Origin of the sequence: Hymenobacter psoromatis (assembly GCF_020012125.1) — a bacterium.
GTDB lineage: Bacteria > Bacteroidota > Bacteroidia > Cytophagales > Hymenobacteraceae > Hymenobacter > Hymenobacter psoromatis.
This window is the reverse complement of record NZ_JAIFAG010000001.1, coordinates 745,040-765,593: the sequence shown is the minus strand read 5'-3', so window position 1 is coordinate 765,593 and position 20,554 is coordinate 745,040. Positions and strand designations below refer to the sequence as shown.

The following is a 20,554-nucleotide window of genomic DNA, read 5'->3' as shown; positions in this document are numbered from 1 at the left end:
AGAGTGTTCCAAAAAAGCCAATTTTATTAGTAAAATTTAGCGCTGATAATCAGGATGTTTGGGAGGGGTAGGAAAATCTTTTTGAGCCGGGTAGTTTTCTAAATGACTTAGCCGAATTTTAAGAGAATAAAAAACAAGAAAGGAGGTCATGCAGAGCGAAGCATCTCGCTCTCCTCGTTCGGGTGTCGTTCAACGAGGCGAGCAAGATGCTTCGCTCTGCATGACCATTCCATTTTAACCCAAATTTCCTACCCCTCAATGTGGCCGTCGCGCATCACGATGGTGCGGTCGGCCATCTGGGCCAGCGTATCGTTGTGGGTCACGATGACGAAGGTTTGGCCGAACTCTTTGCGCAGCCAGAAAAACAGTTCGTGCAGCTCCTGGGCGTTTTTGGAGTCGAGGTTGCCGCTGGGCTCGTCGGCAAAGATGATTTCGGGCGAGTTGATGAGGGCGCGGGCGACCGACACACGCTGTTGCTCGCCGCCGCTCATCTCGCTGGGCTTGTGGTCCACGCGGTGGTCGAGGTTGAGCAGGCCGAGCAGCTCGCGAGCGCGCACCCGCACTTCCTTCTCCGAGCGGTCGGCGAGGTAGGCGGGCAGGCACACGTTTTCGATGGCCGTGAACTCGGGTAGCAGGTTGTGAAACTGAAACACGAAGCCAATATGGCGGTTGCGAAACCGAGCCAGCGCGGTGCGCCCCAGGCTGGTAATCGCCTGGCCATCAAATAATACCTCACCTGAATCGGGCTCATCCAGGGTACCCAGAATGTGCAGCAGCGTGCTCTTACCAGCCCCCGACGACCCCACGATGCTCACGATTTCGGCCCGCTGGATAGTCAGGTCGATGCCTTTGAGCACTTCCAGCGAATTATAGCTTTTGCGAAGATTGATGGCTTGCAGCAAGGGGCAGAATCTTATGTAGGGCGTCGGTTGGGCAAAGCTACGCGCAAAGGCAGCCGAGTGTTGGCTCCGTTTGTCATTGCGAGCGCAACGCAAGTGGAGCGCGGCAATGACAAACGTTTTTTGCTTCTACCCTTTCATTCTATCGGCCCTACCTTCGCGGCAGCAACTAAATTCATCCCCTACCCTCTCCGATGAACATTCACGAGTATCAAGGCAAGGAAATTCTGAAAAAGTACGGCGTGCGCGTGCAAGAGGGCCTCACGGCCGACACCGCCGAGGAAGCCGTGGCCGCCGCCCAGAAGCTCACCGAGCAAACCGGCACCAGCTGGTACGTCATCAAGGCTCAGATTCACGCCGGCGGCCGGGGCAAAGGCGGCGGGGTGAAACTCGCCAAAAACCTGGAACAGGTAAAGGACATCGCCGGCCAGATTCTCGGCATGCAGCTCGTGACCAAGCAAACCGGCCCCGAAGGCCGCCTGGTTAACAAGGTGCTCATTGCCCAGGACGTATACTACCCCGGCGAAAGCCCCACTAAGGAGTTCTACATGAGCGTGGTACTGGACCGCACCTCGGGTAAGAATGTCATCATCTACACCACCGAGGGCGGCGTGGACATTGAGGAAGTAGCCGACCATCACCCCGAAAAAATCCTGAAAGAATTCATCGACCCCGCCGTGGGTCTGCAAGGCTTTCAGGCCCGCAAAATCGCGTTCGGCCTCGGCCTCGAAGGCGAGGCGCAGAAGGAAATGGTGAAGTTCGTGACGGCTTTGTACAAAGCTTACGATGAGACGGACTCGGCCATGTTCGAGATTAACCCGGTGCTGAAAACGTCGGACAATAAAATCCTGGCCGTGGATGCCAAGGTGACCCTGGACGACAATGCCCTGTTCCGCCACAAGGATTTTATGGCCCTGCGCGATACCAACGAGGAAGACCCGCTGGAAGTAGAAGCCAGCGAGAATAACCTGAACTACGTGAAGCTCGACGGCAACGTGGGCTGCATGGTCAACGGCGCGGGCCTGGCAATGGCCACGATGGACATTATCAAGCTCAGCGGCGGCGAGCCGGCCAACTTCCTCGACGTAGGGGGTGGGGCCAATGCCCAGACGGTAGAAGCGGGCTTCCGCATCATCCTGAAGGACCCGAACGTGAAGGCCATCCTGATTAACATCTTCGGCGGCATTGTGCGCTGCGACCGCGTGGCCAACGGCGTGGTGGAAGCCTACAAGAAAATCGGCGATATCCGGGTACCCATCATCGTGCGCCTGCAAGGCACCAACGCCGAGGAAGGCGCGCGCATCATCGACGAAAGCGGCCTGAAAGTGAAGTCGGCCACGCTGCTCAAAGATGCCGCCGACCGGGTGAAGGAAGTGCTGGCTGAGGCCAAGTAAGCAGCCCGGATTTTATTCATAAAAGCCCGTCTGGTAACCCCAGCGGGCTTTTTTGGGTTATGATGGAATAAAAAGAACGTCATGCAGACCGCAGGGAAGCATCTCGCTCGCATCGTTCGGGTTTGTGTAACGATGCACGCGAGATGCTTCCTTGCGGTCTGCATGACGTTCTTTTACTTTTTAAATACTTTTTAAACTCTCACTTCCCTACCCTTCTTTCCACGATGGAATTCACCCGCTTAGGAAATACCGGCCTCCAGGTTTCCAAAATATGCCTGGGCACCATGACCTACGGCACGCCCACCGAGCGCTGGCCCTGGGCGCTCAACGAGGAGGCCAGCCGGCCCTTTATGCAGAAGGCGCTGGAGCTGGGCATCAACTTCTTCGACACCGCCGACGTGTACTCCAATGGGGCCAGCGAGGAAGTGGTGGGTAGGGCGCTGCGCGACTTTGCCAAGCGCGATGAGGTGGTGCTGGCCACCAAGGTATTTAACCCAATGGGACCGGGGCCGAACGATAAAGGCCTTTCGCGCAAGCACATACTGAGCGCCATCGACGCCAGCCTGAAGCGCCTGGGCACCGACTACGTGGACCTCTACCAGATTCACCGCTGGGACTACCACACGCCCATTAAGGAAACCTTGGAGGCGCTGCACGACGTGGTGAAGGCCGGTAAGGCGCGCTACATCGGGGCCTCGTCGATGTTCAGCTGGCAGTTTGCCCAGGCCCTATACCTGGCTGACAAACACAACTGGACGCGCTTCGTGAGTATGCAGCCACATTATAACCTGGTGTACCGCGAGGAAGAGCGCGAGATGCTGCCGCTGTGCGAGGACCAGAAAATCGGCGTTATTCCGTGGTCGCCGCTGGCGCGGGGCCTGCTCACCGGCGGCCGGGGTAGGGAGCGCAACGAAACCGAGCGCGCCAAGACCGACAATTTCGGCAAAAGCCTCTACGGCCGCGACGACGACTTTGCGGTGGCCGACTGCGTGACGGAAATTGCCCAGGAGCGGGGCCTGCCCAATGCCCAGATAGCGCTGGCCTGGATGTTGAGCAAGCCCGTCATCACGGCTCCCATTGTGGGAGCCAGCAAGCCCGGCCACCTCGAAGATGCCGTCGCGGCCGTGAATGTCAAGCTCTCGGCCGGTGAAATTAAGCGCCTGGAAGCGCCCTACCAGCCGCATCCGGTATTGGGCTTCAGCTAAGTTGAAAATTAGCCATAATGCCTATAAAGAATGGCTCGCCTGGTAATCCAGGCGAGCCATTCTTTTAGGTTCTGCGCGGCGCTTATTTGCCTTCGGCAATGCCAGCGTTTTCTTCGGCGGCTACAGGGATAGCTTCGCCTTTCACTTTGAGCTCCACTTCCATATTGCCGCGGGTGCCAACCGAATAGGGGCAGATTTTATGGGCCTGGCGCACCATCTCGATGGTCTTGGCCTGGTCAAACGACTTGAGGTCTACGTCCAGAATGGCGCTCAAGCCGTAAGCCTCGCCGTCTTCAAAGAGCGATACCGAGCACTTTACTTCGGTGGCGGGGTCGAGCTTATCCCCGTTGCGCTGCGCAATGACGAGCAACGCCTGTTGAAAGCACGACGAATAGCCGGCCGCGAACAATTCTTCGGGGTTGGTCGTGCCTTTTTTGCCGCCCAGCCCTTCGGGCACCGACATGTCGAGGTCAATAATGCCGGTAGTGGAGCGCACGTGGCCGCTACGGCCGCCCACGGCCGTAGCATCGGCCGTGTAGAGAGTCTTTTTAGAGGAATCCATAAGAAGGAGAAGTGAACGAGTTCAGGATACGCTAACCGATTTTTCCGGCTCAGGGTTGTGCGGGGGGTAGGGAGAGGCGCAAAATCGCGGGCTTGTTTGGCTGCGCCGGCTTTTATGGCTACTTTTGCAGCCCGAACCACTGGGCGCATAGTACAACGGATAGTATGGGAGCCTCCGAAGCTCTAGATTTAGGTTCGATTCCTAATGTGCCCACTTTTGAAAGTCCCTGGCGTTCTGCCAGGGACTTTTTTGTACCTCTAAGGGATATTTTAAGCCAAAGCATCGCGCTTCACGAATCGTTGTGCACTCTTAAGGTTATGCCGTCTATCAACACCAACGTAACTATGCAACTGGTGCATGACCATTGCATGAGACTAGGGGGATTATTGCAATGGTTAATCAGAATTTCAAGCACTGGCTTCGAAGAGTATAAAATATTATAATCCTAATCTCAATTTAGATTATGAATCCTGTTGACTCACAAGCTTATAACATATTTGCCCAAGCAGAGACATTCATGTTGACTGCCGAACAGGTTCACACTAAGGCAGGGCCTGGCAAAAATATTATGTTAATTTTTCCTGGTCTTGCGTCACAGGGCTTTGCTATAGAGTTATACATGAAGTGCCTACTTTCGCTTGAAGGCAAGCCAATTCCTAAATCTCACAATTTATTAAGCATATATGATAAACTTTGTCAAGTGTATCAGAATAAAATATATATTAATTATAATCATATTTTGTCAAAAACACCTAATTTAGATAAGTTAGAGTTAATTCTTAAGGATGGTGGCAATCAGAATCCAAGTTTTGATTTTCGCATTATACTTAATCAAGTCAAAGACGTATTTCCTGCCGTTCGCTACATGTTTGAGCAGTCTACAATTCCAACAGGGCTGTATGCATTAGTCGGACTGATAATGAATGCTAGTAGAATGCTCATTTTGGAGTTAAGACCTACTTGGTTCACTGGCTTCGCAGTAATGCCCACAAATTATCTTTACAAAGGCATAACAACTAGTGAAGCTAAAGAGCGCTCTATTACTGATAATCCCTTTGGGAAATATTCCAAAGAATTAGCTAGATATTACTTAGGTTATCAGTGTATTAATTGTTTTAATTGGGTTAATTTCAAAATAGATATGGTTAAGAGACCTGGTAAATTTGTAACTCCTAAACCGATTAGAGATAACCCCATAGTAGCTCTCCCTATAGACTTAATCTACCACTGCTCAGCGTGCTATATGAGGTCAGATGTTTCAAGTATACCCATACTTATTGAGGCTCATACTGGCAGAAAACCGGATTTAAGTAGCGACCCATCTTGGCTCACTCTGCTTATCGGTCAATAATTATTTCATATTTTTAGAAAATTGAGGTAAGCCTTAAAAAAAGTCAATAAGTGATGGGGGGAGGCTAGTAACTTTTGCTAGTACCTACGCAGTCGGCAGTTCGCTAACCGGCAGCCAGCAAATCTAAAACCGCTCCTACCATGTTTCTTTGCAGGTGCGCCGCCTCTTTCGCCGCGCCTTTTTACTTATGGCAAACTCCACCCTGACCGGCCTGCGCGCCGGCGTACTGCACGGCGACGAAGTGCAGGCCCTCTTCCAACACGCCAAAACCCACGGCTACGCCCTGCCCGCCGTGAACGTGACTGGCACCGACACCGTGAACGCCGTGCTCGAAACGGCCCGCGACCTCAACTCGCCGGTTATCATTCAGTTCTCGAACGGTGGCGCGCAGTTTTTCGCGGGTAAGGGCCTGCCCAATGATAAGCAGCAGGCTAGCATCGCGGGCGGCATTTCGGGGGCGCACCACGTGCACCTGATGGCCGCCGCCTACGGCGTGCCCGTGATTCTACATACCGACCACGCCGCCAAAAAGCTGCTGCCCTGGATTGATGGCCTGCTCGATGCGGGCGAGAAATACTACGCCGAGCGCGGCCAGCCACTCTACAGCTCGCACATGCTAGATTTGTCGGAAGAGCCAATTGCGGAGAACATTGAAATCTGCCGCGAATACCTGGCGCGCATGGCCAAAATTGGCATGACGCTGGAAATTGAGCTCGGCGTGACCGGCGGCGAGGAAGACGGCGTGGACAACTCGGACGTGGACAGCTCCAAGCTCTACACCCAGCCCGAGGAAGTAGCCTACGCCTACGAGCAGCTGCGCGAAATCAGCCCGCGCTTCACCATCGCGGCGGCATTTGGCAACGTGCACGGCGTATACAAGCCCGGCAACGTGAAGCTGCAACCCAAGATTCTGCACAACTCGCAGGAGCACCTGCGCCAGAAGCACAACATCACGGAGGCCCTACCGATTGACTTCGTATTTCACGGCGGCTCGGGCTCTTCGCAGGAGGAAATCCGCGAGGCCATTGGCTACGGAGCCATTAAGATGAACATCGACACCGACTTGCAGTGGGCGTTCTGGGAGGGCATTCAGAAGTACTACGTCAAGAACGAGGGCTTCCTGAAGGGCCAGATTGGTAACCCTACCGGCCCCGACTCGCCCAACAAAAAGTACTACGACCCGCGCGTGTGGCTGCGTGAAGGCGAGAAGACCTTCGTGACGCGCCTCAAGCAGGCATTCGAGGACTTGAACGCCGTGAACCGCCGGCCCTAGCTGCGCCGCTGATGAACTTTGCGCCGGGGGGACGCGTATAGGCCGCGTAACTTTTCTTTCCAAAACCATGAAAAAGACCCTTCTTTCTGCCCTGGCTTTCAGCTTGTTCACGCTAGCCGCCCAGGCCCAGACTACCCCCACCACGACGACCAAAGACGGCGGCGATAAAGTCATCACCACCGCCGATGGCATGACCGTGAAGACCAAAGTAGACGAAGACGGCAAGATGAAGGTAAAAGGCTACGACCAGGCCGGCAACCGCATGAAAGCCACCACCAAGCCCCGCACCGCCAATGAGCGCAAAGACTACAAAGAGTCGCGCAAGGAAGCCCGCAAGGCGATGCAAGGCGACAAGAAAATGAAGATGCAATCGTCGGGCAGCATGTAAAAAACTGCTTTCTACCCCTTCGGCCAGGTTGCCAGGGGTAGGGATTAAAAAAAGGACCGGCTGGCAGCCGGTCCTTTTTTTGTGCTGGTCGTGTGGTCTTTCTAGCAGTTTGTAGTAGTAGTTGGCAAGCGCTACTCGTGGCTGATGCGCTGCGTCCAGCTGCCAGCAGCTGCCAGCACCCGCACCACATAGAGGCCGGGGGGTAGGGCGGCCAGCGCCACGGGGCCACCCCCAGTTGGCAGCGCAGCTTGGGCGGCCAGTCGGCCCTGGCTATCAAATACTTGCACGGTGGCCGCACCGACGCTGGCGGGCATTCGTACTTGTAGCTGGCTCTGCGCCGGGTTGGGATAACATTGCCAGCCGGGCGGCGCGGCCGGGCGGGCTGTGGCTAATACTTGCTGGTAGGCGGCGAGGGCAGCCTGGGCGGCGCCTTGCAGCTCGGCCAGCGAGGGGGCGGCCAGCACCGCAAACGCGACGGTGGTGGAGTCACCGGGGGCCAGGCGTGGCACCAGCATACTCACTACCTGCGACACGTCGGTGCCCGTGGCCGCGGCACCCGCCTCGCGGTGCGCCCGGTTAAAGCCGCCGCTCAAGGCCAGAAACTTTTCAGCTGGGCTAAAGCCATCGCCAAAGTAGATGGGCGTGCCGGCCGGGGCGTTATTATCGATGGCATAAACCCCAGCCGGGCGCGGCCCCAGCACCTGCACCCCCGCGTACACGCGCGGGTCGAGGGGGTCGTAGGCGTAGCTCACGCGGTTCACGGAATCCCAGCGGGCCACGTTGCGGCCGGGCGTGCCGGGCAGGTCCCAATCGGTAAAAATACCCGCGTAGAGGGGCTTAAGCGTGTCGGCGGTCAGGTTTAGCAAGCTATAATCGAGCAGGATAACATCGCGAAGTGCGGCGGGCGCGGCCCAGCTCTGGCCGCGCTGGCGCACCCGCACGCCCACCGAGCGCGGGCGCTGCGGGTCGGGTAGCGAGTCGCGGAACGTGCCGCGGGCCTCCTGGTCGGCGCGGGGGCCGGGCGCCATCCGCGCCACCTGCATCAGCTCAAAAAATGACTGCCGGGCCGCGCCGGTGGTGCTGCGCAGGTGGTCGGCCACGCGGGTGGGGGTAGTAGCCAGCAGCAGGCCGCCCTCGCTCAGCAGCGGCGTGCTGGCGCGGTAGCTCACACCCTGGCCCACGGTGGCCGTGATATCATCGTAGCCCAAATTGCCCCGGCCGGTCAGGCTCAGGCTGAGGTCGCCGACATTGAGCTGCACGTAGTCGGGGTTGAGCAGCAGCTCCAGGTATTGGGTGGAGCGGTAGCCGGCCTCGCCGGCCAGGTCGTAGCGCAGGGTAGCCTTGGTATTCACCGGGATGCCACCCGCCGCCACGGCCAGCCGGAAGGGCGCGGCCTCGTTGGTAGCTTCGGCCAGGGTAGCCAGGCTGCCCACCGCGAAGCTGCCCGCCCGCACCGTGAGGTAGGGCGAGAGCGAGATGAGCCGCACGCTCAGCCCGGCCACCGGCCCCAGCAGGTTGCGCACCTGCACGGCCAGCCGCAGCGTGTCGCCGGGCGCGTAGCCCGAGGGCCGGGCCGGGGCAATGGTGCTGCTCACGATACGGGCCTCGCGCTGGGTTAGCGCCGCCACAGCCCGCGCCACGTTCAGACGGCCGGTGCCCAGGTAGCCCCGGTAGGCGGCGTTGGCCGGCACCTGGTACATGCTGGTATCGGCGGCTTGGCGAATTTGCGCTTGCACCTGCTCGGCATTAAGCTGCGGAAAGTGGGCCCGCACCAGCGCCGCCGCGCCCGTTACCTGCGGCGCAGCCAGCGAGGTGCCGGTGTTGTAATTATAGTCGGCATCTACGCTCCCGTTCTTCGAGCCCAGAGCCGAGATAATAGCTACGCCCGGTGCCGCCAGGTCCACGCGGTGGCTGTAAGTCGAAAAGCCGGCTTTGGCATCGGCCGCGTCGGTGGCCGTTATGGATAGCACGTGGTCGTAAGAAGCGGGGTAGAACAGCAGGTCAGCGGGGGTGTTGCCGGCCGCCGCCACCAGCACCACGTCGCGGTTCACGGCCGCGTAGGTGCACACGTCCTGCTCGAAGCGCGAGTAGCCGCCCGCCCCGCCCCACGACATGTTAATGACCCGGCAGCCGTGGTCGGCGGCGTACACAATGGCCTCGAAGCCCGCAAAGGCTCCGGTTGTGGTGCCCGGAAATATTTGCAGGGGTAGGAACTTGGTGTTAAACCCTACCCCCGCTATTCCCAAGCCATTATCGGCCTGCCCCGCCGCCACACCCGACGTTTCGGTGCCGTGCACCGCGTTATCGTCGTTGGCGCGCGGGTCGTTGTTATTATTAGAAAAGTCCCAGCCGTAGAAGTTATCAATGTAGCCGTCGCCGTCGTCATCAATTCCGTTGATAGGGTCGACATAATTGTACTTTACCTGCCGGCGCAGGTCCTCGTGGGTGAAGCGAATGCCCGTGTCCGTCATCCCGATTACCACGCTGGTGTCGCCCTTCATAAAGTCCCAGGCGCGGTAGGCCTGCGTCAGGCGCAGGTAATACTGCTTGCCAGCCGTGGAGTCGGCCAGCGGGTCGTTGGGTAAATACAGTGGCTGACGCACGTACAGCGGCTCCACGTATTCCACCACGCCAGTGGCCAGCAGCACGGCGCGGGCCTTGGCCAGCGATACTTCCGGCGGCACGCTCAGCTCAAATACCCGGCGCAGGTCCACCGCCGCGGGCTGCTCGGGGCTCGGGGCCAGGCTGCGCGGAAATTTTTGAGTAAGGCTGGTGGCGCGCAGAGTTTGCAGCGCAGCTTGCAGGGCAGGCAGCTCGGCGGCCGGCGCGCCGGCCCCGGCGCGCAGCTTCACTACCAGCAAGCCCGGCCGAGTAGGCGGAGCCTGCGCCCCGGCCGAATTAAACTCTAGCAGAAGGCTTAGCAATAAGAGCGTAAAGGATAATTTCATAAACTAATTGAACGATGAATAAATCCTGGTAAAGGTAAATCGCGGCGGCCGCTTACCCACGAAGAAACTGCCTATTCGCGTCGCAAAAATCCGGCCTTTCAGGCCATATTTTTGCCGGCTGAAAGTTGCAGTTTGCCTCACTGCTTTTTTCGCGACCGCGTCAGTCCTACCCCCGCTCTGCGGTCTCGTACTGCGGGCACTTCATCCCCTAACAGCGTTACTGGCCCTACTCCCAGCTGGCGGGTAAGCCAGCTTCGCGGGCCAGCGGAGCCGCCCCGCTGGTAAACAAACCCGCCAACACGGCCTGGGCTATTTCAGCTAGCTCCAGGTGGTAGTCGGGGTGCAGCTTTTCGGCTTGCCGCAGAGTTTCCTGGGTACGGCGCACCAGGTGCTGAAGCAGCGGCTGGGTAGGGCCGTGCAGCCGCGCCACCAGCGCCGGCTGGTGGCGTAGCACGTTGGCCAGCAGCCGCAGGCTCAGCTCCACTTCGCCAAAGGCATCCTCCGTGATGCGGGTGTGGTAGGCTAGCCGCGCCTGCAGCTGCCGCAGGATAACCAGCAGGTCGTTAGGCGTTTGGTGGAACCCGCGCACGGGGTCGTCCACCTGCTGGCGCAGGGTGGCGCGGCGGTTTTCCAGCGCCTCGGGGCCTTCGAGCAGGCGGTAGGCGAGTTGCTCGGTCAGCACCGCGTCCTGGGCCACGAGGCGGGTTAGGAGCTGGTCTTTTTCTTTTTGCGGCAGGTCGAGTAGGGCGCGGCGCAGAGCAGGAGGTAGGGCGGACATAACATATTAATAATAAGCAATTTGCGAACAAAATTTACAGAAATATTGGCTGCACCAAGTTGTGTTCAGGCTTATTAGTTATGACGTACAATGTTAGCGGTTTATGTTTAGTGTCGAGCCAGTACCGTTTTGAGTTAAGAATGGCCATCACATCCAAAGCTGCTACCAGGCTGCTGAACGTAGCGTGCCGCCGAAAGCGAATCCGAATGCCACCTTCGTGACTGGTATCGGACTGAACAGCTTTCACGGACTGAATAACACGCTCGAAAGCAATAAAATCGTCAATGGCCCGGCCCGTAAATTCGACTTCGTGCCACGGCCGGATAGTGTCAAGCTCAGCTGGAGTTTTGTAGGGTATTCCAATTTGCCTTCGCTCAGCAGAATCCGGGTTGAGCGGGAGTAAGGTTAACCGCAACATTCCTCCATCACAGGAACCACCAATTGGCGTAGGCCATAAAATTCCTGTTTCTGGCGATTCCGGAGGCTCTGGAAATCCTACTTTACAAAATCCCAATAGCATTAGAAACCAAACAGCAAACCAGCCGGACGGCAACATGTCCCAACAAGTCAACCGACGACGCACCCGGCGCGGAACCAGCATAAGCAACAGCGGGCAGCTTTTACTATCCTACCCCCCGATGCCGGCCGAAGCCAAAATGCACAAAAAAACCCGTGGCCAATTGGCCACGGGCTCTTCGTATAACTTAGCGGAGGCTATTCCGCGTCGCCTTCTGCAGTCAGGGTTTTGCCCTGGTGCTGCGTTTCGGGAAGCGTGAAGCTAGCTTCGCTGGGATTCGATAGCTCGTCGGGCATGTTTTCGGCCGAAGCGGGTGCGGGGCCCATCGGGGCCTGCATATCAGAGCGCATCGAATCGTCCATCATGTCGGCCATTTGCTGGCCGCTGTTGTCGTCGAAAACCTGACCGGCCGTTTCGCGGTTCAGGAAGATGTCCGATTCCTTTTCGGTGGCGGTACGCGCGTCTTTTGAGTCTTCATTTTTGGGTTGAGCGGCGGCTTTACCATTGAGGTCGTTGCCGGGGGCTACTTGCGGGATAGAGGCCATACGAATTAGTCTTTATTAGGGTGTTCCTGGTCGTTTACTTCTTGCCAGGTAGCGTGGGGCTTACCCCCGGCGTAGCGGCGGTCATCGTCGGCCCAAGCAGTGCGCTGCACGTCGGCATCGGCATCCTTCGCAGCTACTACTGACTCGGGGTCCTCATTTTGCTTAGCGTGGCCGCGCTGGGGGCCGGCGCTGGGCGCATCGGGCTCGCCGTTGGGCTGGTAGCCGGGGTTTTGGGAAGCCGTGGGTGGAGTAGCAGGCTTACGAAGCTCGCTGAATTCGTCGGGGTTATCGTTGCTACCGTCATTACTGGCTGGGGGCGTGGCAGGTTCCGTTTCGTTGGGCTTGCCAAAATCGCCGTAGGCCGGGGTGCCCGCCTCGGCCTGGGTAACTTGCTCGTCGGGGTTGAGGTGGGCGGTGGCGGCGCGGTCCTGTTGGCCGGCGGGCCGCTGGTCGCGGTCGGCCGAATCGGAGGCAGGGGAAGTGCTCATGGGAAGAAAAAGGTCGGTGGGAAAGTCAGCCAGCGGCTAGCTGCCTGTTTACTGCATTTGGCCGGTTCGCGTTGCTGATTCTCCGGGTTGGGGGCGCGTTTTTTGCGGCATCGCCGTAAAGCGGCGTTCCATCGGGCCCGCTCACGGCCCCCTACCCCCCTCCTTAATGGCTATTCAACACGATGCGGCGGGTAACCGCTTCACCAGCGGCCCCGCCGCCCAGCCGGCCGAGTTGGTGTATACCCTGCCCGAGCCGGGCGTTATTGACTTCGTGCACACCTTCGTACCCGAGGCGCAGCGCGGCCAGGGCCTAGCCGAGCAGCTGGCCCAGGCCGGCCTGGCCTACGCCCGTCAGCAGCACTTGCGTGTACGCACCAGCTGCGAATTTATGCAGGCTTATGTGCAAAAAAATAGGGAGCAGGGAGTAGGGAAAGAACGTCATGCTGACGAAGGAAGCAGCTCGCCCGCGTAACTAACCTCAAACGGCATTGATTACTTACGCGGGTGAGCTGCTTCCTTCATCAGCATGACGTTCTTTCCCTACGCCCTCATCACGCTATTACCTCCAATTGCCACTCCAGCTCCTCATCGGTGATGGGGTAGGGCTGGCCGTGGCGGATGGCCTGGTACACAGCCTCAAACAGCCCGAGGTAGCTGCTGGGCGCGGCCACGTCGGCCAAGGGGGGTAGCAAGTGGTTGTGGCCCGCGGGGTCGGCGAGCACGAGGCGGCCGGGCTGGTCGGCCACGCGCTCGTGGCCGTAGGCGGGGTTGTCGGGCTTGATGCCGGCCAGCAGCTGGGCTTCCTGCGGGTCGGTGCGGTCCTTGCGGTAGCTGCCCAGGGTACCGTGCAACACGAAGGCGGGGCCGGGGTCGGCCACGAGCATGCCGGCGGTCAGCCACACGTTCAGGTCGTGGGGGTAGTGCAGCTGGATGGCAAAATAATCGGGTACCTGCGTGCCGTAGCGATGGCGGCCGAGCGTTTTCTCAAACGACAACGGCTTACCAAACAAGCTGATGGCCTGGTCCACGAGGTGTGGCCCCAAGTCGAAGAGCAGGCCCGCCCCCGGCCGGTCGGTTTCCTTAAATACCTTGGGCCCGATGGCCGGCCGGTAACGGTCATAGCGAAAGTGCACCTCGATGAGGCGGCCCAGCTGCCCGCTTTCCACTACCCGGCGCACGGCGCCGAAGTCGGTATCCCAGCGCCGGTTTTGATAGGCCAGCAGCCGGCGCCCCTGCTGCCGGGCCAGGGCGGTTAGCTCGTGCCACTGGGCCACGGTGGTAGCCACTGGCTTTTCTAGCAGCACGTGCTTGCCGGCCAGCAGCGCCTGGCGGCTGAGGTCGTAGTGGGTATCGTTGGGCGTATTCACCACCACCAGCTCAATGGCCGGGTCGGTGAGCAGTGCCTCGGTGCTGGGGCAGGAAATGATGCCAGGGTAGTCGGCGACCATGCGCTGCTCGTGGCGCTCGGCCACTGCCCGCAGCTCGAAGCCGGGGTGCAGCGCCAGAAAGGGAGCGTGAAATACCTTGCCGGACATGCCGTAGGCCAGCAAACCCGTGACAATGGGCAAATCGGAAGAAGTAGGGGTCATGCCCAAATGTAGGCAGCGCGGCTGGGGCGCTAAGCTACCAGCTCGGGAACCGCCACAGCGGCCCGCAGCGGCGCGGCCAGCCGCACCACGCCTACACCAGGCGCACGCAGCCACGCGGCCCGCGCCAGCTGGCCCAGCCCGATGGTGCCGGTGAGGTAATTGCCCCGCGTAGCCGAGCGAAGCTCTTCGTGCACGGCGCTAAAATCGGCCTTGTCGGGCGCGGCTTCGGTGCCGAAGGTCACGAGCACGTCCACTTCGGCCGCATCGGGGGCGAGGGCGAGGTGAGCATGCTGATGAATTTTCTTGTAGGCGTAGCGGTAGCCGTAGGTGAGCGCCGAGAGGTCGCTGAGCACGGCCGAGGCGGTGGGAAACGCCCCCGCCCCGCGCCCCAGAAAGAACTGCCGGTCGGCAAAGCCGCTCTGCATCACGAGACCGTTGAACTCGTCGTGCACGCCCGCCAGCTCGTGGCCGGGGCGCACCAGGGTGGGTAGCACGGCCGCCGCCAGCCCGCCGCCGGGCAGCCGCCGCGCCTCCGCTACCAGCTTGATTATCAGGCCCTGCTCGCGGGCGTAGGCCGTGGCCCGCTCGCTGATGCCGGTGATACCCACAGCCAATAAATCAGTCGGGGCCACCACCGCACCGAAGGCGTGGGCCAGCAGCAGCACCAGCTTATTGCGGGCGTCGAAGCCCTCCACGTCGAGGGCCGGGTTGCTTTCAGCAAAGCCCAGTTCCTGCGCCCTGGCCAGGGCAGCGGCGTAGGGCTGCCCGTCGCGGCTCATAGCCGTGAGAATGTAGTTGGTCGAGCCGTTAATAATGCCCTCCACCGATTCCAGTAGGTCGGTATCGTAATATTCTTCTAGGTTGCGGATGACGGGCAGGCTGGCGCAGGCCGCCGCCTCGTATAGCAGGGGCGTGCCAGTCTGGCGCTGAATTTCAATGAGTTCGGGCAGGTGCTCGGCCAGCATTTTTTTGTTCGCCGTTACCACGGCTTTGCCGCGCCACAACGCTTCCTTCACGATGAGGTAGGCTTCGTCGGCATCGTCAATCAGCTCCACAATAACCGTGAGGTCGGGGTCGGCCAGCAGGTCATTTTTGTCGAAAGTGAATAGCCCGGCGGGTAGCGAGCGGTGCTTCTGGCGGTTTTTCACCGCGATGCGGCCAATACGGGCGCGCAGGCCGGGCGTGCGTTCCAGCACGGCGTGCAGGCCCTGGCCCACGACGCCAAAGCCAAAAAGACCAATGTGGAGGTTGGTGCGGGTCATATAAAAAGAAGGGGGTAGCGGACTAAAACGACTCCTCCCCCACCCAGCCACGCATCAAGTTTTCTTCCCGGAAAAGCTTAAAAAAAGCCCTCCCGACAAGTCAGAAGAGCTACCGCCAACGCGGGCACTTTTGGCTTATCTTCTTCCGAGCCGGGCTGGTGCCGCGCCTCGAAACAGGAATTAGCACCTCGTATTGCTACCGGTTGCTAAGGCATCGCAGGGCCTGTCCCTCCGCCTTTCTTGATAAGGGCCCCCGGTGAGGGAGCGCCGTAAAGGTAGCCCGGCCGCCGGCTTCGGGCCGAGCGAAGGGGGTAGGGAGGCCGCCGACCACCGGCCAGAGCATAGGCACCCGTGAAAGAGTGCGCTATACCCGCTCGAATACAACGACTTATAGCACGTAGGCTGATACGGCCTTTTTGCAAATAATCTAGCTCGGCAGCAAACAAGCTGTACTATTGATTTTCAAGACTTAATTCTACCTTAAGATTAGTTGATACGCTTATTTAGACTAATAAAAACATCAAACCAACCTCTTGATGCGTAGGGATTAGCACTGTAAACTCCCGGCTGCCAAAGCCACTATTTCTTACTTACCGCTGTATGAGCCCACATTTCATCCAACAGCTGCTCGATAAAACGCCGCCTGCCCTGGTGCCCACCCAGCCCGTGACGCTGCGCGTGAATGGCCAGGACCACACCCTCCACATCGCGCCCTGGACCAGCCTGCTCGACGCCCTGCGCGAGTACCTGAACCTGACCGGCACCAAAAAAGGCTGCGACCACGGCCAGTGCGGCTCGTGCACCGTGCTCGTCGATGGCCAGCGCATCAACTCCTGCCTGGCCCTAGCCACGGTGTACCAAGGCAAGGCTATTCAGACCATTGAGGGCCTGGGCAGCGCCGACAACCTCTCGCCCTTGCAGCAGGCGTTTATCGACCACGACGCCTTTCAGTGCGGCTACTGCACCCCTGGCCAGATTTGCTCGGCCCAGGGCCTCATCAACGAGGGCCGCGCCAAAACCGCCGACGAAGTGCGCGAGCTGATGAGCGGCAACCTCTGCCGCTGCGGAGCCTACACCAATATTCTGTCGGCCGTGATGGAAGTGCTGTGCGATGGTAAGGTGGTGGTCGATAACGGCACGCTGGTTACCATTCCAGCGCAGCCCACCGCCGCCAGCTCAGTCAACTAATTAGCAGCCCTTTATGAACAGCTTCACCCTCACCCAAGCCGAGGCCGTGCAGGCGGCCGTGGCCGATAATACCAGCCACGACGGCGCCGCCTATCTGGGCGGCGGCACCAACCTCATCGACCTGATGAAGTACAACGTGGCCCGCCCTACCCACCTCACCAGCCTCGGCCACCTGCCGCTGAGCCGCATCGAGGCGCTGCCCGATGGTGGCCTGCGCCTGGGCGCCCTCGCCACCAACTCGGCCACTGCCTACGACGAGCAGGTGCAGGCGCGCTACCCCCTGCTGAGCCAGACGATATTGGCTGGGGCCACGCCGCAGCTGCGTAACATGGCCACCGACGGCGGCAACCTCTTGCAGCGCACCCGCTGCTACTATTTCTACGACCTCGCTACCCCCTGCAATAAGCGCGAGCCGGGCACCGGCTGCTCGGCCATCGGGGGCTTCAACCGGGTGTGCGGCGTGCTGGGTACCTCGGAGAGCTGCATCGCTACCCACCCCTCCGATATGTGCGTGGCCCTGGCGGCACTGGAGGCCGTGGTGCGTGTGGAAGGCCCCGCCGGCGAGCGTACCATCAAGTTTGAGGACTTTCACCGACTGCCGGGCGACCAGCCGGAGTTGGACAACACGCTGAAGCCTGGTGAGCTAGTAACGGCCATCGACCTGCCCAAGCGCGGGTTTGAGAAGAACTTTACCTACCTCAAGCTGCGCGACCGGGCCAGCTACGCCTTTGCGCTGGTGAGCGTGGCGGTGGGCCTGGAAATGGAGGGTAACACCATCAAAAAGGCCCGCTTTGCGCTGGGCGGCGTGGCCCACAAGCCCTGGCGCGACCAGGAGGCCGAAAAGATGCTGGAAGGCCAGTCGGCTTCGCCCGATTTGTTTCGGCAGGTGGCAGCCAAGGTATTTGCCGAGGCCAAGGGTTACGGGCCTAATTCGTTCAAAATCGAGCTGGGTCGCCGCGCCATCGTGCGCGCCCTCAAGCAGGCCACCGAGATGAGCCAGGAGCTTGATTCAACCGCTTTCCTAAATTCTAATCCGTAAGCTATATGAGTCAGACTATCGCCACCCCGCCCACCGTACGCCTGAACTCCGACGTAGTGGGCCGCCCCATCAGCCGCCCCGAAGGCCCGGCCAAAGTATCGGGCTCGGCCACTTACGCCGCCGAATTCAACGTGCCCGATTTGTGGTACGGCTACGTGGTAACCAGCCCCATCACGAAGGGCAAAATCATAAAAATCGACACCGCGCCGGTGCTGGCCCTACCCGGCGTGAAGCAGATATTTTCGTACGAGAATGTGCCCTCGCTGGCCTGGTTCGACCGCTCCTACAAAGATGACGTAGCGCCCGGCGGCTCGCCGTTTCGGCCGCTGCACAATGCCGAAATCCTATTCAGCCAGCAGCCGGTGGCGCTGGTCATTGCCGAAACGTTCGAGCTGGCGCGCTATGCGGCGTCCATTCTGCGGGTAGAATACGAGGTGGCCGAGCACAACACCGACCTTGAAAAAGCGCGCGGCGAAGCCTTTGACGCGCCCAAGGGCAAAACCGGTTTCCTACCCCCTCCCAAGCCCAAGGGCGACGCCAACAAGGCCTACGCCGAGGCACCGCATAAGATTGCGGGCGAGTACACACACCACGCGCAGCACCACAACCCGATGGAGATGTTTGCCTCCACCGTAGAGTGGCTGGGCGATGGTAAAAAGTTGAAAATCTACGACAAAACGCAGGGTGCGCCCAACGTGCAGCAATACCTCGCCAAGATTTTTGGGCTGAGCAACGAGGAAGCGCGAGTTATTTCGAAGTTCACCGGCGGCGGTTTTGGCGCGGGCTTGCGGCCGCAGTACCAGGTTTTTCTGGGGGTGCTGGCCGCGCTGGAGCTGGAGCATTCGGTGCGGGTGTCGCTCACGCGCTCGCAGATGTTTGGCCTGGGCCACCGGCCGCACACCATTCAAGACATCAAGCTGGCGGCCGACGACCAGGGCTACCTGCAATCGCTGGAGCACAACGCGTTTGCCGAAACCTCGCAGTATGAGGCCGAAACCGAAACGGTGGTCAACTGGTCGGGCATTCTGTATAAAACGCCCAACAGCAAGTTTGCTTACCAACTGGCCCGGCTCGACGTGGATACGCCCGCCGACATGCGCGCCCCCGGCGCGGCCACCGGCTCGTTTGCCATCGAAAGCGCCGTGGATGAGCTCTCGTATGAGGCCAAGGTGGACCCCTTGCAGTTCCGCTTGCTGAACTATACCTACGAGGACCCCACCGAGAACAAGCCTTTCAGCAGCAAGCGCTTGCTTGACTGCTACCACGAAGGCGCCGCCCGCTTCGGCTGGGACCAGCGTACCCCCGAGCCCCGCTCGATGCGCGACGGTGACCTGCTGGTGGGCTGGGGCATGGCCACCGGCTGCTGGGATGCCTCCATGCAAAAAGCCGCCGCCAAGGCCATCCTGAAAGCCGACGGCACCCTCACCGTAAACAGCGCCACCAACGACCAGGGCGCGGGTACCTACGTGATTATGACCCAGATGGCCGCCCAAACCCTGGGCCTGCCCATGGAGCAGGTGAAGTTCAACCTGGGCGATACGGAATACCCCACCGCCCCTATTCAAGGTGGCTCCTGGACCGCCAACTCAGTCGGCGCGGCCGTAAAAAACGCCTGCGAGGAAGTAGGCAAGAAGCTGCTCAAGCTGGCCCAGAAGATGGACAAATCCCCACTGGACGGCCTCGATTTCGAGAACGTGCAGTTCGTGGACGGCCACATTCGCGCCAACGAGGACATCCGCATGTCGGTGGCCATCCAGGATATTCTACAAGCCAGCGGCGAGGCCAAGATTGAGGCCGATGGCAAAGCCGGCCCCAACCCCGCCAACATGCTGAAATACTCGATGCACTCGCACAACGCGGCCTTCGTAGAGGTGAAAGTGGACGAGGAACTGGGCACCGTGCACGTCACCCGCGTGGTGAACGCCGTGGCCGCCGGCCGCATCCTAAACCCCAAAACCGCCCGTAGCCAGGTACTCGGCGGTACGGTCTGGGGCATCGGCATGGCCCTGATGGAAGAGGCCTACCTCGACAACGTGCAGGGCCGCTACATGAACCACAACTACGCCGAGTACCACATCCCGGTAAACGCCGACATTCACAAAATCGACGTGATTTTCGTGGAGGAGGAAGACGACATCGCCAGCCCCATCGGCGTAAAAGGCGTGGGCGAAATCGGCATGCTGGGCGTCGCGGCGGCCGTGGCCAATGCCGTGTACCACGCCACCGGCAAACGCGTGCGGGAGTTGCCGATAACGATTGATAAGCTGCTGTAAGTAGCAAGTAGCAGCAAACGAAACCGCCCCGCAGCCAATTGGCTGCGGGGCGGTTTTTTGTTTCAGTGAGTCAGTCTTGTCTGATTTGAACTAGCTTTATCGGGGTCAGGAATCAAACCTCTTACAGCATTCCAAAGACCTGTTTTATTAGCTGAAGCCGCAAATACTATTAAAAATATGACAAAACCGACAACAGCTGTTTGAACCCCTTTTACTAAAACTGACATCCAAAATCCATCCCAAGGACTTTTGCTTTTTGGAATAATTGGGCTAATTATTTCTTTAAGTTTATTTTCCTGATTCGCTTTAATTCTTTCTTCTATTTCAGCAACTGTTTCATCTAAAGTAAACTGCGTAAAATTCAATAGTATTTACTCTGCCTGAATCTTCAAGGCAGGAATAGTAGTTTTAGAAACCTTATGAAATGCTTCTAGAGCATCTTCTGTCAGCTCACCATCTTCATTATCAATTTTATACTGCTTAATATATTATATTTTATTAGATTTGTAAAGACTATAGGCTATATGCCCAATCATATCATTCTCATCTTCAACAAACTCAGAGTATAAAAAACTAAATTTTCTTTCCATATCTATTTTTCTTTCATTATAGTTTTAGCGCGCGATTCTGCATATGCACTCTTAATTGCATCTTTAGAAATATTAAGGTCATAAGATTTTCCAACATAAACAGCGCTAAATATTAGTGCGCCGTTTCTTGAATTATCGGAAACAATGTGAGCGGATTTTCCGCTTCCAGAAACCAACTTACCATTGGCACTTCGCACTGCTGACAGCGAGATTCTTCCTTTTTTCATACTTCAAATTTACGTTGATTTTCCTATAATTGTTCGTA

At 58.8% G+C, this 20,554-nt stretch carries 20 protein-coding genes, 1 tRNA gene and 1 riboswitch; of the genes, 10 read left to right on the top strand and 11 right to left on the bottom strand.

The annotated features are described in order from the left end of the window. Positions 1-248 precede the first annotated feature (248 nt). Positions 249-902: an ABC transporter ATP-binding protein gene (locus tag LC531_RS03225; protein WP_223648886.1), complete on the bottom strand. Its 654-nt coding sequence runs from the start codon at positions 900-902 to the stop codon at positions 249-251. Between the two features lie 191 nt (positions 903-1,093). On the opposite strand from LC531_RS03225, the gene sucC reads away from it, so the two are divergent. Together sucC and LC531_RS03215 are read left to right on the top strand one after the other, a co-directional pair. Continuing rightward, positions 1,094-2,293: an ADP-forming succinate--CoA ligase subunit beta gene (gene sucC, locus LC531_RS03220; RefSeq protein WP_223648885.1), complete on the top strand. Its 1,200-nt coding sequence runs from the start codon at positions 1,094-1,096 to the stop codon at positions 2,291-2,293. A 224-nt stretch (positions 2,294-2,517) separates the two neighbouring features. Further along, complete coding sequence (locus tag LC531_RS03215; RefSeq protein WP_223648884.1) at positions 2,518-3,498, top strand: aldo/keto reductase; 981 nt, start codon at positions 2,518-2,520, stop codon at positions 3,496-3,498. Positions 3,499-3,580: 82 nt separating this feature from the next. On the opposite strand, the gene LC531_RS03210 is transcribed toward LC531_RS03215, so the two are convergent. Next, positions 3,581-4,060 carry an organic hydroperoxide resistance protein gene (locus LC531_RS03210; protein WP_223648883.1) on the bottom strand — a complete coding sequence of 160 codons (480 nt, stop codon included), beginning with the start codon at positions 4,058-4,060 and terminating at the stop codon, positions 3,581-3,583. Between the two features lie 141 nt (positions 4,061-4,201). On the opposite strand from LC531_RS03210, the gene LC531_RS03205 reads away from it, so the two are divergent. The 4 genes from LC531_RS03205 (at position 4,202) to LC531_RS03190 (ending at position 7,072) form a co-directional block, all read left to right on the top strand. After that, positions 4,202-4,273 (top strand) — tRNA-Arg (locus tag LC531_RS03205). Between the two features lie 250 nt (positions 4,274-4,523). After that, positions 4,524-5,411, top strand: a complete 888-nt coding sequence (locus LC531_RS03200) for a hypothetical protein (RefSeq protein WP_223648882.1) — start codon at positions 4,524-4,526, stop codon at positions 5,409-5,411. 187 nt (positions 5,412-5,598) lie between these two features. Continuing rightward, the gene (fbaA, locus tag LC531_RS03195; protein ID WP_223648881.1) at positions 5,599-6,684 is read left to right on the top strand and encodes a class II fructose-bisphosphate aldolase; all 1,086 of its coding nucleotides are present in this window, start codon (positions 5,599-5,601) and stop codon (positions 6,682-6,684) included. A 67-nt stretch (positions 6,685-6,751) separates the two neighbouring features. Then, positions 6,752-7,072, top strand: coding sequence for a hypothetical protein (locus LC531_RS03190; protein WP_223648880.1), 321 nt, complete (start codon positions 6,752-6,754; stop codon positions 7,070-7,072). 131 nt (positions 7,073-7,203) lie between these two features. Here the strand turns inward: LC531_RS03190 and LC531_RS03185 are convergent, their stop codons facing one another. From LC531_RS03185 to LC531_RS03165, 5 genes are all read right to left on the bottom strand, one after another. Beyond that, a complete protein-coding gene (locus LC531_RS03185; protein WP_223648879.1) occupies positions 7,204-10,020 on the bottom strand; it encodes a S8 family peptidase in 2,817 nt (938 codons plus the stop codon). Positions 10,021-10,246: 226 nt separating this feature from the next. Next, on the bottom strand, positions 10,247-10,798 hold the full coding sequence (locus LC531_RS03180) for a hypothetical protein (RefSeq protein WP_223648878.1): 552 nt from the start codon (positions 10,796-10,798) through the stop codon (positions 10,247-10,249). Between the two features lie 34 nt (positions 10,799-10,832). Further along, a complete protein-coding gene (locus LC531_RS03175; RefSeq protein ID WP_223648877.1) occupies positions 10,833-11,399 on the bottom strand; it encodes a hypothetical protein in 567 nt (188 codons plus the stop codon). A 113-nt stretch (positions 11,400-11,512) separates the two neighbouring features. Further along, the gene (locus LC531_RS03170) at positions 11,513-11,860 is read right to left on the bottom strand and encodes a hypothetical protein (RefSeq protein WP_223648876.1); all 348 of its coding nucleotides are present in this window, start codon (positions 11,858-11,860) and stop codon (positions 11,513-11,515) included. Positions 11,861-11,865: 5 nt separating this feature from the next. Further along, positions 11,866-12,348: a hypothetical protein gene (locus LC531_RS03165; protein ID WP_223648875.1), complete on the bottom strand. Its 483-nt coding sequence runs from the start codon at positions 12,346-12,348 to the stop codon at positions 11,866-11,868. Positions 12,349-12,514: 166 nt separating this feature from the next. Here LC531_RS03165 and LC531_RS03160 point away from each other — a divergent pair, with 166 nt between their 5' ends. Further along, positions 12,515-12,820 (top strand): GNAT family N-acetyltransferase, encoded by a 306-nt coding sequence (locus LC531_RS03160; RefSeq protein WP_223648874.1) that lies wholly within the window; start codon positions 12,515-12,517, stop codon positions 12,818-12,820. A 79-nt stretch (positions 12,821-12,899) separates the two neighbouring features. On the opposite strand, the gene LC531_RS03155 is transcribed toward LC531_RS03160, so the two are convergent. Both LC531_RS03155 and LC531_RS03150 read right to left on the bottom strand, forming a co-directional pair. Then, positions 12,900-13,937 (bottom strand): Gfo/Idh/MocA family oxidoreductase, encoded by a 1,038-nt coding sequence (locus LC531_RS03155; protein WP_223648873.1) that lies wholly within the window; start codon positions 13,935-13,937, stop codon positions 12,900-12,902. A gap of 29 nt (positions 13,938-13,966) precedes the next feature. Then, positions 13,967-15,199 carry a homoserine dehydrogenase gene (locus LC531_RS03150; protein WP_223648872.1) on the bottom strand — a complete coding sequence of 411 codons (1,233 nt, stop codon included), beginning with the start codon at positions 15,197-15,199 and terminating at the stop codon, positions 13,967-13,969. Between the two features lie 132 nt (positions 15,200-15,331). Continuing rightward, positions 15,332-15,449, bottom strand: a riboswitch (SAM riboswitch). Positions 15,450-15,799: 350 nt separating this feature from the next. Between LC531_RS03150 and LC531_RS03145 the strand changes: the two genes are divergently transcribed. Genes LC531_RS03145 through LC531_RS03135 form a run of 3 tightly spaced genes read left to right on the top strand, consistent with a single transcriptional unit; the run spans position 15,800 to position 19,699 of the window. Next, positions 15,800-16,387 (top strand): (2Fe-2S)-binding protein, encoded by a 588-nt coding sequence (locus LC531_RS03145; protein ID WP_223648871.1) that lies wholly within the window; start codon positions 15,800-15,802, stop codon positions 16,385-16,387. 13 nt (positions 16,388-16,400) lie between these two features. After that, the gene (locus LC531_RS03140; protein ID WP_223648870.1) at positions 16,401-17,426 is read left to right on the top strand and encodes an FAD binding domain-containing protein; all 1,026 of its coding nucleotides are present in this window, start codon (positions 16,401-16,403) and stop codon (positions 17,424-17,426) included. A 5-nt stretch (positions 17,427-17,431) separates the two neighbouring features. Beyond that, complete coding sequence (locus LC531_RS03135; protein WP_223648869.1) at positions 17,432-19,699, top strand: xanthine dehydrogenase family protein molybdopterin-binding subunit; 2,268 nt, start codon at positions 17,432-17,434, stop codon at positions 19,697-19,699. Between the two features lie 62 nt (positions 19,700-19,761). Here the strand turns inward: LC531_RS03135 and LC531_RS03130 are convergent, their stop codons facing one another. Together LC531_RS03130 and LC531_RS03125 are read right to left on the bottom strand one after the other, a co-directional pair. After that, positions 19,762-20,064, bottom strand: a complete 303-nt coding sequence (locus LC531_RS03130; protein WP_223648868.1) for a hypothetical protein — start codon at positions 20,062-20,064, stop codon at positions 19,762-19,764. Between the two features lie 227 nt (positions 20,065-20,291). Next, positions 20,292-20,516, bottom strand: a complete 225-nt coding sequence (locus tag LC531_RS03125) for a hypothetical protein (RefSeq protein WP_223648867.1) — start codon at positions 20,514-20,516, stop codon at positions 20,292-20,294. Positions 20,517-20,554: the final 38 nt, after the last annotated feature.

Excerpts from the sequence above, each read along its gene's own strand:
- LC531_RS03170 (WP_223648876.1), bottom strand. The coding sequence starts at position 11,860 with ATGGCCTCTATCCCGCAAGTAGCCCCCGGCAACGACCTCAATGGTAAA.
- LC531_RS03140 (WP_223648870.1), top strand. The coding sequence starts at position 16,401 with ATGAACAGCTTCACCCTCACCCAAGCCGAGGCCGTGCAGGCGGCCGTG.
- LC531_RS03145 (WP_223648871.1), top strand. The coding sequence starts at position 15,800 with ATGAGCCCACATTTCATCCAACAGCTGCTCGATAAAACGCCGCCTGCC.
- LC531_RS03200 (WP_223648882.1), top strand. The coding sequence starts at position 4,524 with ATGAATCCTGTTGACTCACAAGCTTATAACATATTTGCCCAAGCAGAG.
- LC531_RS03210 (WP_223648883.1), bottom strand. The coding sequence starts at position 4,060 with ATGGATTCCTCTAAAAAGACTCTCTACACGGCCGATGCTACGGCCGTG.
- LC531_RS03185 (WP_223648879.1), bottom strand. The coding sequence starts at position 10,020 with ATGAAATTATCCTTTACGCTCTTATTGCTAAGCCTTCTGCTAGAGTTT.
- fbaA (WP_223648881.1), top strand. The coding sequence starts at position 5,599 with ATGGCAAACTCCACCCTGACCGGCCTGCGCGCCGGCGTACTGCACGGC.
- LC531_RS03190 (WP_223648880.1), top strand. The coding sequence starts at position 6,752 with ATGAAAAAGACCCTTCTTTCTGCCCTGGCTTTCAGCTTGTTCACGCTA.
- LC531_RS03160 (WP_223648874.1), top strand. The coding sequence starts at position 12,515 with ATGGCTATTCAACACGATGCGGCGGGTAACCGCTTCACCAGCGGCCCC.
- LC531_RS03215 (WP_223648884.1), top strand. The coding sequence starts at position 2,518 with ATGGAATTCACCCGCTTAGGAAATACCGGCCTCCAGGTTTCCAAAATA.
- LC531_RS03155 (WP_223648873.1), bottom strand. The coding sequence starts at position 13,937 with ATGACCCCTACTTCTTCCGATTTGCCCATTGTCACGGGTTTGCTGGCC.
- LC531_RS03165 (WP_223648875.1), bottom strand. The coding sequence starts at position 12,348 with ATGAGCACTTCCCCTGCCTCCGATTCGGCCGACCGCGACCAGCGGCCC.
- LC531_RS03150 (WP_223648872.1), bottom strand. The coding sequence starts at position 15,199 with ATGACCCGCACCAACCTCCACATTGGTCTTTTTGGCTTTGGCGTCGTG.
- LC531_RS03175 (WP_223648877.1), bottom strand. The coding sequence starts at position 11,399 with ATGCTGGTTCCGCGCCGGGTGCGTCGTCGGTTGACTTGTTGGGACATG.
- LC531_RS03125 (WP_223648867.1), bottom strand. The coding sequence starts at position 20,516 with ATGAAAAAAGGAAGAATCTCGCTGTCAGCAGTGCGAAGTGCCAATGGT.
- LC531_RS03180 (WP_223648878.1), bottom strand. The coding sequence starts at position 10,798 with ATGTCCGCCCTACCTCCTGCTCTGCGCCGCGCCCTACTCGACCTGCCG.
- LC531_RS03135 (WP_223648869.1), top strand. The coding sequence starts at position 17,432 with ATGAGTCAGACTATCGCCACCCCGCCCACCGTACGCCTGAACTCCGAC.
- sucC (WP_223648885.1), top strand. The coding sequence starts at position 1,094 with ATGAACATTCACGAGTATCAAGGCAAGGAAATTCTGAAAAAGTACGGC.